The organism is Candidatus Rokuibacteriota bacterium (assembly GCA_016188005.1).
Classification (GTDB): domain Bacteria; phylum Methylomirabilota; class Methylomirabilia; order Rokubacteriales; family CSP1-6; genus UBA12499.
This window is the reverse complement of record JACPIQ010000085.1, coordinates 1-16762: the sequence shown is the minus strand read 5'-3', so window position 1 is coordinate 16762 and position 16762 is coordinate 1. Positions and strand designations below refer to the sequence as shown.

Genomic DNA, 16762 nt, shown 5'->3' with positions numbered 1-16762 from the left:
CCCCCGCGGGAGCTACCGCTCCCCGTCCGCGGCCAGGAGTGCTCCGCCCAGGGCCGCCACGGCCATTGGCTCAGGCGGCACGAGGAGGCGCCCGAGAGTGGCCTCGAGCCAGGCCCGGAGCCCCGCGTCCTTGGCTCCGCCCCCGGCCACGGCAGCCGGGCCCGTGGCGCCCCGACCCCTGACCATGGCCCCGATCTTCTCGGCGAGTGAGCGATGAAGCCCGGCCAGGAGATCCTCGCGCGACACGCCGCGCGTCAGCAGCGAGATGGCCTCGGTCTCGGCGAAGACGGCGCAGCCCGCCGAGTAGTCGGCGGGGACCCGGGAGGCGAGCGAGAGCCCGCCCAGCTCGCCGATCTCCACGCCGAGCAGATGCGCCACGACCTCGAGGATCCGGGCGCTGCCGGCCGCGCACTGGCCGCTCACCGAGAAATCCCCCACGACGCCCGGCCCGGCGAGGCGGATGACCCGGGTGCCGTGGGCGCCGATATCGATCACCTGCCCGGCGTCGGGGAAGAGCCGCCCGATGCCGCGGGCCAGACACGAGATCTCGCTCTGCGGCCGCGCGTGGCGGACATGCGAGGCGCCAAGCCCCGTGGCAACGACCCCGGCCAGGGCGTCCCGGCTCAGGCCGGCCCGACCGAGGGCGCCTGCGAGCGCCCGCTCGGCCACGGCCCCGTACTTGCCATCGGACGGAAGCGCTGTGACGTGAACGCGCCCCCCGGCCACCACCGCGGCCTTGGTGAAGAGCGCTCCCACGTCCACGCCCGCGACGGGGTCGGCGAGGAGGCGCTCCCCCGCGGGGAGGACGAACTCGGCCTCGAAGCCCCGCGGGCGAGCGCGCGCCCGGATCGAGAAGGCCTCGGCGCGCGCCTCCGCCTCGCGGGCCACGTGGGCGCCGGGCGCCCTCACGGCGGCCCCGGCCTCGGCATCGAGAGCGGGAGGCGCCGCCGGCAGCTCGCCGCGCTGCAGGGCCTCACGGCCCAGGAGCGCGGCGCCGAGGGCCCCCGTGAGCAGAGGCTCGAGCGGGGTGAGGATGGGCGTCCGCAGCCGCTCCTCGAGGGCGCGGACCAGGGCCGGGTTCCGGGCGCAGCCTCCCGTGAGCACCACCTGGCGCTCGATGCCGAGGCGCCTCACCATCACGAGGATGCGCGAGGCCAGCGCGGCGTGAAGCCCTGCCAGCACGTCCTCCACGGGGACATCCGAGGCCAGATGCTGCGCCACCTCCTGCTCCGCGAACACCGTGCAGACGCTCGAGACGGCGGCAGGAGTGGCGGAGCCGACGCCGCGGGCGCCGAGCTCGTCCACGCCCAGGCCGAGAGAGGCCGCCATGACCTCCAGGAAGCGCCCCGTCCCGGCCGCGCACTTGTCGTTCATCACGAAGTCCACGACCTTGCCCGTGGGGGCGAGCTTCATCCCCTTGGCGTCCTGGCCGCCCACGTCGATCACGGTCCGGGCCTCCGGGAACAGTTCCCGCACCCCGCGCGCATGGCAGGTGATCTCGGTGATCTCGCGGCTGGCGAAGGGGATGCGGCGCCGGCCATAGCCCGTGGCCACCACGCAGGCCAGGTCCCCCGGGGTGAGCCCGGCGCGGTCCAGCGCCCGCCCGAGCAACCGGGCGGCGGCCCCCACATAGTCCACCTCGGTGCGGTCGGTGACGGAGGCGAGGAACTCGCCGTTGTGGACCACGACCTTGGTCAGCGTGGAGCCCACGTCCACGCCGGCGACCAGGAGGTCGGAGCCAGCCGCCATCACGCCCTGGCGCCGGAGCGACGGCTCGCGGCGATGGCATCGAGGAAGCCCCGCACCTGCCCCATGATGATCGAGTCGGCCCAGCTCCGGGGATCGGCCATGTCACTCTCGATGATGAGCGAGGGGATGCCCTCCTCCGCGACCTGGTTCTTGATGTGCACCTGCCCCCAGCTCACCGCGCGACAGGAGCGTGTCCGATGCATCACCGCCCCGTCGAGACGGTAGTCGCGGACCCATTGCCGGACGAGGCGGGTGCCCGGCTGAGAGAAGCCGGAGGGGCTCAGGTTCTCCGGGATGATCTCGGCGCCCCAGCGGTGGATCCACACCGCCCGTTTCCAGGTCCTGTCCACCAGCGCCTCCACGGGATCGCCCCCGAGGTCGATCTCCACCGGCGCCCCGACGAAGTACACGGTCTCGATGGGGAAGACGGCGCCCAGCGCGCCGACGGCGTTGAAGAAGCCGAGGTTGTACCAGGGTGGGATGCCCATCCACAGGAGCCGGAAGCGCTCCTCCGCGATCACCCCGATCCCGCGGCTCACGCGGTCGCGCACCTCGTCGCGGAGGGCGCGGAAGTACTCCGCCGCCTCCCGCTGGCCCAGCATGAAGAGCAACGGCACCACGCAGCCGGTGAAGAAGTCCTCGGAGCCCATGGGAGAGGGCACGGCCCGGCGCAGGTCGTGGATCTCCCAGAGCAGCGCGATCATCTCCTGGGCATGGCCGAGGGCCGCGCGCAGCCGCTCCTGATCCAGGGGACGCTCGGTCTGCCGCTCCAGGAAGGCCACCTGCTCGTGGAGGGTTTCTCTCAGGAGCTCCTTGTAGTGGGCCTCGATGCGCGGGTCGTCCACGTTCACGTCGTGGGGCGGGCTCAGGGGGTCGATGTGGAAGACCGGCAGCGGCAGGTAGCGCGAGGCCAGCGACTGGAACCACTTGGTGCGCGGGTCGCAGAGGGCTCCCGAGCCCAGCAGCATGGTCGCCGTGCCCATGCCCCCGCGCGGGGTCTCGGGCGGCACCCGGCCCAGCTCGGCCATGCGGCTGACGTAGCCCAGGTTGTTGCGGACGTAGGAGCAGAGGTCCTGGGAGAAGCCGTCGCCCTCGGCCTGCTCGCAGAAGCCGGTCGCCACCCCGCGCGAGGCGCAGAGCGTGCCGAAGTTCTCGGGCCATTCCCAGGGCAGGTCGAAGGCGTGGAGCAGCTCGGAGGACACCCCGGCCATGCACCAGGCCAGCGCCTCCCCCGGCCGCCGGCCCTCGGCGCGGTTGTAGAAGCCCCGCAGGAGCTCCTTCGCGCGGCGCGTGGTGTCCAGCGACTTGGTCGCTCGGCGCAGCTCGGTCATCGCTCCCTCCCGCTCAGGCGAGCATCTCCACGAAGGCCTGGATCCGGGTCCGCATGGACTCGAGATTCGCCAGCGTGTAGTCGTCCTCGAGGACGAGGCTCGCGAGCCCCGCCGCCTCCAGGTGCCGGCGCACGTCCACGAGGTCGAACTTGTGGGGGTCGCAGAAGGACAGCATGTAGAGGACGACGCCCCGAGCGCCGTACTCGCGCGCCGCGTCCACCACGTAGTCGAAGCGCGACAGGTCGGTGCCCCGGTAGGTGCGGGGGCACTGGAAGCCGCGGAAGTAGTACTGCACGAAGCCGCCCAGCGGATCGTCGCCGTCCGGCACCGTCCCGAGCATCCCCCGCGCCCCGATGCAGGTGTCGTCCATCACCACATGCGCGGCGCACTCCTCGATGAGGCGGACCAGCGTCACGTCGTCGTTGATGCAGCCGTAGAAGAGGAGCCGCGCGCGCGTCGCCCCGGCGCCCGGGGCGCGCGCGGTCACCTCGGCCCGGACCTCGCGGAGCAGTGTCTCGAACTCCGCCGCCGGGAGACCGCTGCCGGCGATCAGGACCTCGAGCAGCTCGGTGCCCGAGATGCGGGGCGGGGCGGTCTTGCGGAGCGCGTAGAGCTCCCGCGTCAGCTCCCGCGTGCGGTTGTAGCAGGCGATGCTGTCGCGCAGGGCGTCGGCCTCGACGGGGCGGCCGGCAAGCGCGCCGACGCGCTCCATGAGGAACTCGAGCTCCCGCCTGAAGAAGCGCTCCGAGGCGGGGGTGATCGTGTGGGGGACATTGACCATGTGGCTGAAGGCCAGAGGCTTGTAGTGCGTCCAGATGCCGTACATGCGCTGCACGCTGTCGCAGGCATGGGACATGACGAGCCCGTCGAGGAAGTCGTAGCGGCCCTTCACGGCCAGGTCGAAGGTGTTCCGGACGAATGGGCAGCCGTAGGGCTCCACGTACTCGTCCGCGCGGGTGACAGGCTGCCTCACATCGCCGCGGATCCGGTACGGCACGCAGCCGGCCGCCTCCAGGATCTCCGGCGGGGCGAAGTAGCAGAGATAGCCGACGACCGTCTTGCCCTCGGCCTTGAGCTCGCGGGCCCGCTGATCCCGCCGCTCGTACAGCTCCCTCGCCCTGGCGAGGCCCTGAAGCCCCATGAGTCACCTCCGGCTACCCGTTCGGATGGCGCCTGCGGCAATCCCGCGGCAGCTCCCTCAGTGACCGTCCAATCCCCTACGGTTGCAATCCTCCGATTGGCTCACCCCCATGAGCCAGCTGCACCGGCTGAGCTGCGGCGAGGAACGATCCGACCAGCGCCTTGAGCTCGGCGTGGGAGGCCGAGTCCACCCGGCGCCGCAGCTCATCCAGCAGCGGCCCGAGCTCAGGGCCCCCGGCCCCGGCATGCGCCGGCTGTCCCTCGCGGATCGCCGCCAGCGGAGCGCGGTTCAGCTGGAGCGCCAGCACGTCGAAACGGTTGTAGTTGCCGGCCACGTCGTGGAAGAGCTTGGGCCTGATGATCGCCTCGAGGTCGATCTTGCCGTAGACGATCTCCTCCCGGTCCGGCGCCGCGGGCCCCGCCAGCACCCGGCCGTCGGGGCCGAGGATGCCCGTGAAGGTGGCGCTGCCCGCGCCGAGGAGCCGGCGCTTCTCGGGGGTGTCCCCGAGCCTGTCCCGCATGGGAGCGCTGATGAGGCTCCCCGCCACGACGACGAAGCACTTGCCCTCGAAGGCATGCGCCGCGGCGCGGATCTCGATGGCCCGCGCCAGGTCATAGGCGTCCCCCGCCGGCCGCGCGGGGTAGTTGGCCACGTGGACCTGCTCGCCCTGGGCGATGAGGGCGAAGCGGGCCAGCGGGTTGGTGTTCTCCCCACAGCAGAGGGTGCCGAGACGCCCCAGCGCGGTGTCGTAGGTGCGCAGCGTCGAGCCATCGCCGAAGCTCCAGATCATCTTCTCGGCATAGGTCGGCATCAGCTTGCGATGCCGCCCCAGCAGCGTGCCGTCGGGCCCGAAGAGGAGGTTGGTGTTGAACAGCTCCCCCATGCTCCGCGGGCTCCGCTCGTTGACCCCGATCACCACGTGGAGCCCGGCCGCCCGCGCCGCCTGACCGAGGCGCTCGGTGGCGGGGCCGGGCACCTCGACCGCCCCGCGCACCAGCTCCACGAAGTGATGCTCGTTGGCCTGGGGCCGATCGAGATAGATCCAGTGGGGGAAGCCCGGGATGAAGACCTCGGGAAAGGCGACCAGTCGCGCCCCCGCCTGTCCGGCCTCGCGGATCAGCGCGCAGGCCTTGTCCACCGTCGCCTCGCGGTCGAGATACACGGGCGCCGCCTGCACCGCCGCCGCCGTGAAGACGGGCCAGGGGTCGCTCATCGAGGGCTGCCGCCCGCCGCCGGCGCGGGCTCGTCGAGGCCCAGGAGCCGCGCCGGATTGGCCTTGAGCATGGGGGCGATCTCGGCGGCCGTGAGCCCGAGCACCAGGAAGGTGATCGGCACGCCGCCACACGCTCCTGCCACCTCGGTCCTCAGCGCCTTCGCCATCGCACCCCCCCCGCTGCACCCCGTCATCCCGCACCCCGCCACCGGCCTGGGCGTAGCCGGGATACCACCGCGTCGGCCGGCGCGGCGATCATATCACCGCCCCGCCGGCCTCCGGCCCTGGCACCCCGGACCGAGCCCGGGTCGAGGCTCGCGCGGCTCCTGGGCCAGGCTGTCCCGCGAGGCGCGGGTTGTCACGGGACCGCTCAGGGGAGCAGTCCGCCCCGACCGCCAGGGCGGACCGCCAGTGGACACAAAACGTGACCAGTCGTAGAATGCGGCCATGAAGACCATGCCGGCGGCCAAGTTCAAGGCTCAGTGCCTGGCGCTGCTCGATCGGGTGACCCCGGAGGGCATCGTCATCACCAAGCACGGCAAGCCCGTCGCCAGGCTCGTCCCCCTCGGCGCCGAGTCCGCCTCGCTCATCGGCAGCCTCAGGGGCAAGATCCGGATCAAGGGCGGCCTCCTCTCCACCGGACTCCGGTGGAATGCTCAATCTCGACACCCACATCCTCCTCCACGCCCTCACCGGTGACCTCACCCGGCGCGAGACGGCTCTGCTCGAGCGGGAGCCGTGGAGCATCTCCGGGATCGTCATCTGGGAGATCGGCAAGCTGGCCGAGCTCGGGCGGATCGAGCTGGACCTCGACGACGCCGATCTGGCCCGGGCCCTGGCCCGTCTCCATGTCTGGCCCATCACCCTCGATGTCTGCCGGGCGATTCGCGACCTGGACTTCCGTGGCGATCCGGTGGACGAGATCGTGGCAGCCACGAGCATCGTCCACCGGGTCCCCCTCGTGACGCGGGACCGGCGGATCCGCGCGTCGCGGCAGGTGCCCCTGGCCAGAGGCTGAGGCCCGGGCTGCCGAACGGAGCGGGGGAGTGGCCCCGGCCGCCCTCAGCGGAGATGCGCCATCTGCCTCGGATCCACCTCGAGCCACACCGCCTCGCCCACCTCGAAGACCTCGTGCGGGCGTGCCGTCACCCGCAGCGTGAGCGCGCTCTCACCGGGCCGGACGGCGTAGTCCCAGTGCTCGCCCAGATAGGCGCGCTGGACGATGCGACCCGGGATCACGCTCCGGTCAGCGGCGACGGCAGGCGCCTGACGCAGCAGGCGGATGCTCTGCGGCCTCAGCGAGAAGGCGACCCGCCCGCTGAGCGCGGCGGGCTCCTCGAACTGGTCGAGCCGGATGGCGAAGCGGTCGAAGGCCACCTCGCCGTCGCGCACCTCGCCGTCGAGGAAATTGGTGCGCCCGATGAAGCCGGCCACGAAGCGCGTGCGCGGCCGCGCGTAGAGCGCGCGCGGCTCGTCCACCTGCTCGATCCGCCCCTGGTTCATCACGGCGATCCTGTCGGAGGTCACCATGGCCTCGGCCTGGTCGTGGGTGACGTACACCGTCGTGATGTGGAACTCGTCGTGGAGCCGGCGGATCTCGTAGCGCATCTCCTCCCGGAGGTTGGCGTCGAGATTGGACAGGGGCTCGTCCAGCAGCAGCACGGCCGGCTGGACCACGATGGCGCGCGCCAGCGCGACACGCTGCTGCTGGCCCCCGGACAGCTCGGCGGGGTAGCGATCGCGCAGGTGCCGCATCTGGACCACGTCCAGGATCTGCTCCACCTTCGCGCGGGTGTCTGCGCGAGAGAAGCGGCGGACCTGCAGGCCGAAGGCCACGTTCTCGGCCACGGTCATGTTGGGCCAGATGGCGTAGCTCTGGAAGATCATGGACATCCCACGCTTCTCGGGCGGCAGCGAGGAGCCGGGCGAGGAGATCACCTCCCCGTCCATCTCGATGGTGCCCAGGGTGGGATCGAGGAAGCCCGCGATCACGCGGAGCGTGGTGGTCTTCCCGCAGCCGGACGGCCCCAGCAGGGAGACGAACTCGCCCGGCTCGAGCGCCAGGGAGAAGTCGTCCACGGCCAGGACGCTCCCGAAGGCGCGGCTCACGTTGCGGAGGACGAGCTTGCTCACGCCGAGGTCCGTCGGAGCATGAAGTCGCGCCCCACGAGCCGGAAGCCGAGCATCACCAGCGAGACCGTGATCACCACGAGGATGAGCCCGATGGAGGCGAGAATCTCGAAGTTGCCCTCGTCGCTCTTGTCGAAGAGGAGCACCGAGAGCACCTGTGTCCCCGTCGTGTAGAGGAAGATCGCCGCGCTCAGCTCCCGGGTGGCCGGGATGAAGACCAGGATGAAGGCCCCCGCCAGCCCCCGCTTGAGCAGCGGCATCACGACCCGCCGGATCGCCATGAGGCGCCGGCCGCCCAGGATGCGCACCGCGTCCTCCAGCTCCGGGTTGATGCCCCGGATGGCGGCGGCGCTGTTGGCGTAGGCGATGGGCAGGAAGCGGGTCGCGAAGGCCAGGATCAGGATCCAGGCGGTGCCGTAGATCAGGAGCGGCGGCCGGGTGTAGGCCGCGTAGAAGCCGATGGCCAGCACGATCCCCGGGATCACGAACGGCGCCATGGCCAGGAAGGACAGCGCCTGCCCGAAGGGCACCAGCTGGCGCTGGACGATGTAGGCGACCGCCAGCGCCAGCGCCAGCGCGATCACCGAGGCCGTCGCCCCGTACAGGAAGGTGTGCAGCGTGGCCGCCTTCGTGAGGGGTTGGTCCACGAGGACGAAGCGCAGATTGTGCAGGGTGAGATTGTCCAGCGCAAAGCCTCGGCCCCAGGCTTTCGCCAGGGCCGCCTGGAGCACCACCACCATGGGCAGGAAGAAGGAGAGCGAGGTCACGAAGAGGCAGTAGCCGAGCATCACCCAGCGCCACGGGCCCAGGCGGAGCGGCCTGCGCTCGCCCCCCTTCCCCGTCAGGGCCACATACCCCTTGCGCGCCGTCAGGCGGCGCTGCAGCCAGAACAGCGCCACCGTGATGGCGAGCAGCGGCATCGAGTAGGCCGCGGCCACCTCGAGCTTGGGCGGGAACTCGAAGAACTGCCAGAGCATGGTCGTGATCACCTGGAAGCGTCCCGGCAGCGCGATGAGGGCGGGGGCGCCGAACAGCGCGATGGCCTCGAGGAAGACCACGATGACGGCGGCCAGGATGGCGGGCAGCGTCAGCGGCAGCGTGACCCGGAGCGTCGTGCGGAGCACCCCTGCGCCGAGGGTGTGGGCCGCGTCCTCCATCTCGGAGGAGATGAGATCGAGCGCCGAGCGCGTGAACACGAACATGTACGGGAAGGAGTACGCGGCGACGATCAGCACGAGCCCCGCCATGCTGTAGATGTTGAAGGGCCCCGCCGCCGCCCCGGTGAGCGACATGTACGCGCGGTTGAGCCACCCGGCGTTGGGGCCCGCCAGGAGGATCCAGGCCACCGCGCCCAGGTACGAGGGCACGATGAAGGTGGGACACCGCCCACGCCATGGGCACGCCGAAGAGCGTGCAGACCACGGCCACGGACAGCCCCAGCACCAGCGAGTTGACCAGCGCCTCGAGGTAGCGCCAGCGGCCATAGGCGGCGGCGTAGTTCTCGAGCGTCAGCGCGCCCGTGTCGACGTGCTGGACGCTCACCCAGAGGAGCCGCGCCAGCGGGTTGACCACGAGCACCAGGAGCACGCCGATGAGGAGGAGCCAGAGGAAGAGAGACTTGTCGAGGTGGCGCCAGCGCTGCCGCCAGCCGAGCCGGCGGGCGGGCAGGGCCCCGGCCCGCGCGACGTCCGTCAGGACCTCGGTCTGCGGGGCGGCCATGCGCGCCAGCGGCTCAGATGCCGAAGGTGTCGCGGAACTGCTCCTTGACCTCCGGGATGCCCTTGAGGATCTCCTCGTAGGTCGGCCGGATCGTCTTCACCTCGGTGAGCGGCTTGGCGCCCGGCAGGGGCTTGACGTGCTTGTTGATCGAGTCGCCGCGGTACTTGACGACGATGTCGTTGCACTCCTTGCTGAAGAGAAACTCCATGAAGAGCTTGGCGGCATTGGGGGCCGGCGCATTCTTCAGGATGCCCGAGGGCGAGACCATGAGGACAGCGCCGTCCTCGGGGTAGACCACCGCCAGCGGGTTACCCTTGTCCCGGCTCTGCAGCGTCGTGCCCGAGGGCCCCGAGGCCACCCAGCTCTCCTTGGCGTTGAGCATGGTCACGGTGTCGTTGATGGAGCGGCCGATCCGGGGCTTGTTCAGCTCCATCTTCTTGAAGTAGTCCCAGCCGTAGAGCTTGCGCATCTGCACCACCCAGGTGCCGACGTAGCCACTGAAGCCCGGGTGGCCGATGGAGAGCTTGCCCTTCCACCTGGGGTCGAGGAGATCCGTCCACTTCTTCGGCGCCGCCGCCTCGGGCACGACGGTCGTGTTGTAGGTGATGAGCACCAGCCCGGCCGCCGTGGCGAAGAAGGTGTCGTCGGGATCGTTGAACGCCTTGAAGGCGTCGACCAGCTCGCTGAGGCTCCGCGGCCGGTACTTCATGAGCCAGCCGTCCTGCTTCATGCGGCCGTAATGCCCCTGGTCGGTGGAGCTGATCACGGAGGCCACGGCGAGCCCCGCCTTCTGGTCCTGGGCCAGCCGCTGATAGGCGACCTGGGCCGTGGTGCGGACGTAGTTGCACTTGACCCCCGGGTACTTCTGCTCGAAGCCGTTGCAGATGGCGGCCGCCGACTCCGAGTCGTAGTGCGCGGTGTACCAGGTGAAGGCCTTCTCCTTCCTGGCCCCCTCGTGGAGCTCCTTCTCCCCCTCGAAGGCGGCCGCCGGCATGCCGGAAGCCAGCAGCGCCACGACGGCGGCCACGAGGATGAGCGTCGCGCGGGGACCGGGCAGGGACGGGCGGCTGGGCGACTGATGGTGGATGCGCATGACGGGTCGGTCCTCCTTCATGACGCGCTGCGGTTGGCCAGGCCGTGATGCTCCCCGCCGCGGATCATGGGGCCAGGCCCCGCCACCCGTCAAGCCTCGACTCGCGAGCGCCGGCGGCAGGCGGGCGCCCCGCCTGGCGCCCGGCCCCGGCCGCCAGCGCGCTCTCTCTGCCCCACCTCGTCAGGGTTCGACGGTCCGGCGGATGTGGTAGCCTCCCGGGAGATGCGGAGCGAAAGGAGCTGCCATTGACCGCCAACCTCGGCCTGTTCACCACGCCCGGGCCCACCTCGCGGAGCTACTTCTCCCAGCGGCTACGGCTGCACTACGTGGACTGGGGCAACCCCGACCGGCCGCCGCTGCTCCTCCTGCACGGGGGACGCGACCATTGCCGGAACTGGGACTGGACGGCGGAGGCGCTCCGCGAGGAGTGGCACGTCATCGCCCCCGACCTCCGGGGGCATGGAGACAGCCAGTGGTCGCCGGACGGCAGCTACACCATGGCCGGCTATATCTACGACCTGGCCCAGCTCATCCACCAGCAGCGGCTGGCGCCGGTCACGATCATCGCCCACTCCCTCGGCGGCAACATCGCGCTCCGCTATGCCGGCGTCTACCCCGAGGCGGTGGCTCGCCTGGTGGCCATCGAGGGGCTCGGCCCCTCGGCGCCCGCGCTCGCCGAGCGCCGCGCCCGGAGCATCGCCGAGCGCATGGACGAGTGGATCCGCGAGCAGCGCGCCTTCGCCGGCCGGCTGCCCCGGCGCTACGCCTCCATCGAGGACGCCTTCCGCCGCATGCAGGAGGAGAACCCGCATCTCTCCGCCGCGCAGGCGCGGCACCTCACCGCGCAGGGCGTCAACCAGAACGAGGACGGCACCTACAGCTGGAAGTTCGACAACTACGTGCGCGCCTGGCCCCCGTACGACATGAGCAGCCGGGACATCGCACAGCTCTGGTCGCGCATCGCCTGCCCCACGCTCCTCCTCTGGGGCAAGGAGAGCCCCTCCGGCGATCCCGTCGAGGACGGCCGCGCCCGGCCCTTCCGCCACGCCACCGTCGTCGGCCTCGAGGGAGCGGGGCACTGGCTCCACCACGACCGCCTGGCCGAGTTCCTCCGCGTCGTCCGCGACTTCCTGGGGCGCCCCGGCGCGGGCTGACCATCCAGCTCGACGCACTCCGGACGAGGGACGGTCGAGGGCCTAGGGGGCGAGCTCGATCGCGAGCCGGACGGCGCGACGGAGCGCGCGGGCCGTGAGCACGCCGGCCAGGTGGCGTCGGAAGTCGGCCGAGGCGTGCAGATCGCTCTCGGGCGCGAGGTCCGCCGCCGCGAGTGATGCGGCCTCGCGGATCTCGGCCTCGCCCGGCCCGCGACCTTCGAGGGTCTCTTCCGCGCGACGGAGCCGCTGCGGGGCCGGGCCCACGCCGCCGGCGGCGAGCCGGACGCGGGCGCACCGCCCGTCCTCCACCGCGACGAGGGCGGCGACAGCGACCAGCGCGAAGTCGCCGTGACGGCGGCTCACCTCCTCGAAGGCCCAGCCGTGGCGGCGCGGCGGAAGCGGCAGGCGCACCTCGACCAGGATCTCGTCCGGCTCGAGGCGCGTGGCGAGATAGCCGGCGAAGAGGCTCTCGGCCGTCAGCGTCCGCTCGCCGGCGAGGCTGCGGGCGACCACGGTGCCCTCGAGGGTGGCGAGGACGGTCGGGTACTCGGCAGCGGGATCGGCGTGAGCGAGGCTCCCACCGATGGTGCCCCGTGAGCGGATGGCGGGGTGCCCGATCAGGGCCGTGGCTTCGGCCAGGAGTGGGCAGAGGCGGCGCACCACCGGGGAGCGCTCGATGGCGTGCTGGCGGGTCATGGCGCCCAGGCAGAGCATGCCGTCGGCCTCACGGATACCGGCCAGCGTGCGAAGCCCGTTGAGGTCCACCACCTGCGCCGGACGGGCCAGGCGGAAGTTCATCAGCGGCACCAGGCTCTGGCCGCCTGCGAGCACCTTGGCCTCCCCGCGATGGCGCGCGAGGAGCGACAGGGCCTCCTCGAGACTGGCCGGGGCGTGATAGGTGAAGGGGGCAGGCTTCACGCGGTCCCCGTGCCTGTGGTGCGCAACCGATCGGCAGCGGCCAGGACGGCGCGGACGATGTTGGCGTAGCCGGTGCAGCGGCAGAGGTTGCCCGAGAGGCCTTCGCGCACCTCGGCCTCCGAGGGATCCGGCCGCTCGCGGAGCAGCGCCACCGCCGTCATGAGAAAGCCGGGCGTGCAGAACCCGCACTGGAGCGCGTGGTGCTCCCAGAACGCCTCCTGGAGCGGGTGGAGCCGGTCATCAGCCGCCAGCCCCTCGACCGTCTCGATCTCGGCGCCGTCCGCCTGGATGGCGAAGAGGAGACAGGCCCGGGCGGGGGCCCCGTCCAGCAGGATCGTGCACGCCCCGCACACCCCATGCTCGCAGCCCACATGCGTGCCCGTGAGCCCGCACTCCTCCCGGAGGAAGTCGCTGAGGAGCCGGTGCGGCTCGACGTCGGCCTCGTGGCGCCGGCCGTTGATCCGGACGGAGACGCGGTGGCCGCTCACCTCACCCCCCACCCGCCCGGGCCCGGCGCAGGAGCTGGAACAGGCGCTCGGGGGTGACGGGCGTCTCCGTGATGTGGATCCCGAAGGGGGCCAGCGCGTCGTCCACGGCGCTGGCAATCACGGCCATCGGGGGGATGGCGCCGCCCTCGCCCACCCCCCGCACGCCGAGCGGGTTACGGGGCGATTCCGTGACCATCGGCTCGAGCGCTGGCGTGGGCACCTCGGCCGCGCTGGGGAGGAGGTAGTCCATGAAACTCCCGGTGAGCAGCTGGCCCTCGCCGTCGTAGACCAGCTCCTCGTAGAGCGCGCCGCCGATCCCCTGGGCAATGCCGCCCTGGAGCTGCCCCTCCACCACCGTGGGGTTGATCACGAGGCCGCAGTCGTCCACGGCGGCATAGCGCGCGACGCGCACCTGGCAGGTCTCGACGTCCACCTCGACGATCGCGGCATGCGCCCCGTAGGAGAAGGTGACGGTCTCGGGCGTGAAGTGGTCGGTGAGGTCGAGCGGCGCCTCCGGCCCGGCCGCGCCGGCGAGCTCGGCCAGGGAGACGGTGGCCCCGCCGGGGGCGCGGACCATGCCGTCCCGGAGCTCGAGCACGGCCGGAGAGGCTCCCAGCCGGCTCGCGGCCAGGGCGAGCGCCCGCTCCCGGACCCCCCGCGCCGCGCCGGCCACCGCGTTGCCGGCCGCCACGATCGTGCGGCTGGCGAAGGTGCCCTCGCCGCGGGTGATCGCGTCGGTGTCGCCCCCCTGGACGTCCACGCGCTCGATGGGCACGCCGAGGCAGGCCGCGCAGATCTGCGCGAGCGTGGTCTCGTGCGACTGCCCCTGGGAGGTGGCGCCACTCGCCACGACCACCTGCCCTGACGGCTCGACGCGAACGCGTGCCCACTCGCCTGCGCCGAAGCCGGTGCCCTCGATGAAGACCGCGCTGCCGACGCCGCGGTGGATCCCTTGCGCCCGGAGCGCCGGCTGCTCGGCGCGGAAGCCGTCGTAGTCGATGCGTCGGAGCACCCGGCGAAGGGCTTCGGGGTAGTCGCCGTAGTCGTAGACGAGCGGGACGCCATCCCGGTAGAGCATGCCGACGCTGTACGGCATCTCCGCCGGCGAGACGAGGTTCTTGAGCCGCACCTCGGCGGGGTCGATCCCCGTGGCGCCGGCGACGAGATCCAGGACGCGGGTCATCACGAAGGTGGCCTCGGGCCGCCCGGTGCCCCGCGTGGGACTCAGCGGCACCTTGTTCGTGACGACGGTGCGCGCCTCGAGGTCGTACTCCGGGACCCGGTACGGCCCGAGGAAGTGGGCGACGGTGTTGTGGGGCAGCACGATCCCGCGGAGGTTGAAGGCGCCGCTGTCGAGCACGATCCGGTTCCGGATCGCCAGGATTCGCCCGTCCTGCGTGGCGCCCGCCTCGACCTCGTGCCACTGGTCCCGGGCGTGCGTGCTGCCGAGGAAGTGCTCGCGCCGGTCCTCGATCCACTTGACCGGCCGGCCGAGGCGCCGCGCGAGGTGGGCGACCAGGATCTCTTCGGGGTAGGAAGCGCCCTTCTGCCCGAACGCCCCCCCGACGTCCGGGATCCGGACGTGAACCTCCTCGCGCGCGAGCCCAAGGGCGGCGCAGAGCACCTCCCGGAGCCGGTGCGCCGACTGGCCGGAGGCCCAGACGTCGAGCCGGTTGCGCGCCGGGTCGAGGTGGGCCACCGCCCCGCGGGTCTCGATGGGCATGCCGGTGTGCCGGCCGACGTGGAAGGACCCGCGGACCCGAACGGGCGCCGCGCGGAGGGCGGCGTCCACGCCGCCCCGGCTGACCTGCACGCGGACCGCCACGTTGTCGCTCCACTCCGGGTGCAGCAGCGGGGCGCCCGGCGCGAGGGCTTGCTCGAGGGTGGCCACCACGGGGAGGGGGTCGTAGTCGACGTCGATCTCCTCGAGCGCGCTCTCGGCAAGGGAGCGGTCGGCCGCCACCACCACTGCGAGCGGCTCCCCCACGTACCGCACGATCTCCGCGGCCAGGACGTGGCGCCGGTGGTCCCGGACCAGCGTGGTGCCGTTCTCGCGCAAGGCCGTGGGCACCGGCACCGCCTCGCTCGGCGTGACCATCGGCCGGATGTGCGGCGCCACGTCGGCAAAGGTCAGCACGGCCAGGACGCCCGGCGCGCGGGCGGCCCGCTCGGTCCGGACCGCGCCGAGCCTGGCGTGGGCGTGGGGGCTCCTCAGCACCGCCATGTGGACGGCACCCGGCAGCCGGACGTCGTCCACGTAGCACCCCTGGCCCCGGAGGAGCCGGGGATCCTCCTTGCGGCGGGTCCGCGCGCCGATCACCGCGGACCTCAGCGGAAGCGCGGGAACACCTTGGTGCTCAGGAGCGTGATGCTCCTGAGCTGCTGCTCCAGCGCTCCCGAGAGGTTGAAGTGCAGGCAGTCGATCCCGAGCTCCTCGCGGTAACGGGCGATCTCCTCGGCGCAGCGCGAGGGGTCGGCCAGGAGGAAGCGGTCCTGCCAGAGCTTCTCGAAGGGCTGCGAGAAGTCGTCCGACGAATTCATCTCGCTGGCCTGGTTCATCGTGCCGTAGTAGTCGCGCCAGAATTTCTCGATGTGCGGGCGGGCCTCGTCGATGGCTTCCTTGAGGGTGGGCGCGATGAAGGTGACGCGCATGAGCGGGCGGTTGATCCCGATGTCGTGGAAGTCCCGGCGCCCGCCGCCCCCGTGCTCCTCGTAGAGGGCGATGAACTCCTTGAGCTCGGCGATCCGATTGTGCGAGGACATGAGCCAGACATCCCCGTGCCGCGCCGTCCGGATCACGCCCTTGGAGTTGTCGGCGGTCATCCAGATGGGCGGGCGCGGCTTCTGGACGGGCTTCGGGTTCATGGTGACCCCGTCGAGGGTGAAGAAGCGCCCCTTGAAGGTCACGGCGTCCTCGGTCCAGAGGCGCTTGATCACCTCCACCGCCTCGAGGAAACGGGCGAGGCGCTCGCTCTTGGGCACCCCGAAGGAGGCGAACTCGTGGTCGGCATAGCCCAGCGCGGCCGTGAGCACCATGCGGCCGCCCGTCATGGCGTCCATGGACGCCAGCTCCTCCGCCAGCCGCACGGGGTGATTGAGGGGAAGCAGGTCGGTGATGTTGAGGTACATGTTCCCGGTGTGGGCGGAGACCCGGGACAGCGCGGGGATCGGCTGGAACTTCTGGAAGTGCGTGACCAGGTAGTGCTGGCCGGCCCAGACCATGTCGAACCCGTGGTCGCGCGCCGCCCTGGCGAGGGTCTCGATCGCGGCGAAGTTCTCCGGGCTCGGCTTGGCCAACGGGTGCGTGCCGAACAGCGTCAGCGTGAATTTCATGGGCTCCGTCCTCTCTCTGGGCTCAGGTGGAGGCCCCGGGCGGGGACCCGGCCGCCGGGGGTCGGGTCCCCGCCCGGAACCGGGTCATCGCGCGACGACGACCTGTCGCCCGTCCCGCACCTGCGTGAGGAAGAGCGCGGGCCGCGACTGGCCCTTGCCGTCGAACTTGATGTCCCCGCTGAGCCCGCTGTAGCTGGTGGCGGCGAGGGCCTTGCGGATCGCCTCAGCCTCGACACTCCGGGCGCGCGCGATGGCGTCCGCCAGCACCATGACCGCGTCGTAGGCGTGGGCGGTGCCGCGCTCGGGCTCGTACTGGGGGAAGCGCTCCTTGAACTTCTTGACGAAGGCCTGGAGCGCCGGCGACCGCGGGTCGCCCTCGAGCGCGTTGGGGATGGTGTAGCCGAGGATGTAGACACCCTCGAGGACGTCGAGCCCGGCGACCTTGCCGAGCGTGGCGAGGGTCTGGCCGCCCGAGAGGTAGACGGGCAGGGTG

General features: G+C 71.8%; 14 protein-coding genes and 2 pseudogenes. 3 read left to right on the top strand and 13 right to left on the bottom strand.

Translation table 11 applies throughout. The annotated features are described in order from the left end of the window. Positions 1 to 12: 12 nt before the first annotated feature. The 5 genes from HYV93_16735 to HYV93_16715 all read right to left on the bottom strand — a co-directional run bounded on the left by HYV93_16735 (position 13) and on the right by HYV93_16715 (position 5601). Entirely contained in the window at positions 13 to 1749 is a 1737-nt protein-coding gene (locus HYV93_16735) for a hypothetical protein (protein ID MBI2527615.1), read from the bottom strand. Continuing rightward, complete coding sequence (locus HYV93_16730; GenBank protein ID MBI2527614.1) at positions 1749 to 3080, bottom strand: 2-hydroxyacyl-CoA dehydratase; 1332 nt, start codon at positions 3078 to 3080, stop codon at positions 1749 to 1751. Before HYV93_16730 ends, HYV93_16735 begins: the two co-directional genes overlap by 1 nt. Positions 3081 to 3093: 13 nt before the next feature. After that, entirely contained in the window at positions 3094 to 4221 is a 1128-nt protein-coding gene (locus HYV93_16725; GenBank protein ID MBI2527613.1) for a 2-hydroxyacyl-CoA dehydratase, read from the bottom strand. Positions 4222 to 4297: 76 nt separating this feature from the next. Further along, the gene (locus HYV93_16720; protein MBI2527612.1) at positions 4298 to 5434 is read right to left on the bottom strand and encodes a carbon-nitrogen hydrolase family protein; all 1137 of its coding nucleotides are present in this window, start codon (positions 5432 to 5434) and stop codon (positions 4298 to 4300) included. Continuing rightward, complete coding sequence (locus HYV93_16715) at positions 5431 to 5601, bottom strand: hypothetical protein (GenBank protein ID MBI2527611.1); 171 nt, start codon at positions 5599 to 5601, stop codon at positions 5431 to 5433. The genes HYV93_16720 and HYV93_16715 overlap by 4 nt, the downstream gene beginning before the upstream one ends. A 280-nt stretch (positions 5602 to 5881) precedes the next feature. Here HYV93_16715 and HYV93_16710 point away from each other — a divergent pair, with 280 nt between their 5' ends. Both HYV93_16710 and HYV93_16705 read left to right on the top strand, forming a co-directional pair. After that, positions 5882 to 6133, top strand: coding sequence for a type II toxin-antitoxin system Phd/YefM family antitoxin (locus HYV93_16710; GenBank protein MBI2527610.1), 252 nt, complete (start codon positions 5882 to 5884; stop codon positions 6131 to 6133). Then, positions 6087 to 6452: a PIN domain-containing protein gene (locus tag HYV93_16705; GenBank protein MBI2527609.1), complete on the top strand. Its 366-nt coding sequence runs from the start codon at positions 6087 to 6089 to the stop codon at positions 6450 to 6452. The genes HYV93_16710 and HYV93_16705 overlap by 47 nt, the downstream gene beginning before the upstream one ends. 44 nt (positions 6453 to 6496) lie before the next feature. Here the strand turns inward: HYV93_16705 and HYV93_16700 are convergent, their stop codons facing one another. From HYV93_16700 to HYV93_16690, 3 genes and pseudogenes are all read right to left on the bottom strand, one after another. Continuing rightward, entirely contained in the window at positions 6497 to 7567 is a 1071-nt protein-coding gene (locus HYV93_16700) for an ABC transporter ATP-binding protein (protein ID MBI2527608.1), read from the bottom strand. Beyond that, positions 7564 to 9283: pseudogene (locus HYV93_16695) on the bottom strand (iron ABC transporter permease). Before HYV93_16695 ends, HYV93_16700 begins: the two are co-directional and overlap by 4 nt. Positions 9284 to 9296: 13 nt before the next feature. Then, entirely contained in the window at positions 9297 to 10376 is a 1080-nt protein-coding gene (locus HYV93_16690; GenBank protein ID MBI2527607.1) for an extracellular solute-binding protein, read from the bottom strand. Positions 10377 to 10423: 47 nt separating this feature from the next. On the opposite strand from HYV93_16690, the gene HYV93_16685 reads away from it, so the two are divergent. After that, on the top strand, positions 10424 to 11530 hold the full coding sequence (locus HYV93_16685; GenBank protein ID MBI2527606.1) for an alpha/beta hydrolase: 1107 nt from the start codon (positions 10424 to 10426) through the stop codon (positions 11528 to 11530). Between the two features lie 42 nt (positions 11531 to 11572). Here HYV93_16685 and HYV93_16680 read toward each other — a convergent pair whose 3' ends face one another. From HYV93_16680 to HYV93_16660, 5 genes and pseudogenes are all read right to left on the bottom strand, one after another. Next, complete coding sequence (locus HYV93_16680; protein ID MBI2527605.1) at positions 11573 to 12448, bottom strand: xanthine dehydrogenase family protein subunit M; 876 nt, start codon at positions 12446 to 12448, stop codon at positions 11573 to 11575. Continuing rightward, a complete protein-coding gene (locus HYV93_16675; GenBank protein ID MBI2527604.1) occupies positions 12445 to 12936 on the bottom strand; it encodes a (2Fe-2S)-binding protein in 492 nt (163 codons plus the stop codon). The genes HYV93_16680 and HYV93_16675 overlap by 4 nt, the downstream gene beginning before the upstream one ends. 1 nt (position 12937) lies before the next feature. Then, a pseudogene (locus tag HYV93_16670) lies at positions 12938 to 15238 on the bottom strand (xanthine dehydrogenase family protein molybdopterin-binding subunit). Positions 15239 to 15264: 26 nt separating this feature from the next. Then, positions 15265 to 16269 carry an LLM class flavin-dependent oxidoreductase gene (locus tag HYV93_16665; GenBank protein MBI2527603.1) on the bottom strand — a complete coding sequence of 335 codons (1005 nt, stop codon included), beginning with the start codon at positions 16267 to 16269 and terminating at the stop codon, positions 15265 to 15267. Positions 16270 to 16353: 84 nt separating this feature from the next. Then, on the bottom strand, positions 16354 to 16762 hold a 409-nt coding region (locus HYV93_16660), incomplete at its 5' end, for an ABC transporter substrate-binding protein (GenBank protein ID MBI2527602.1).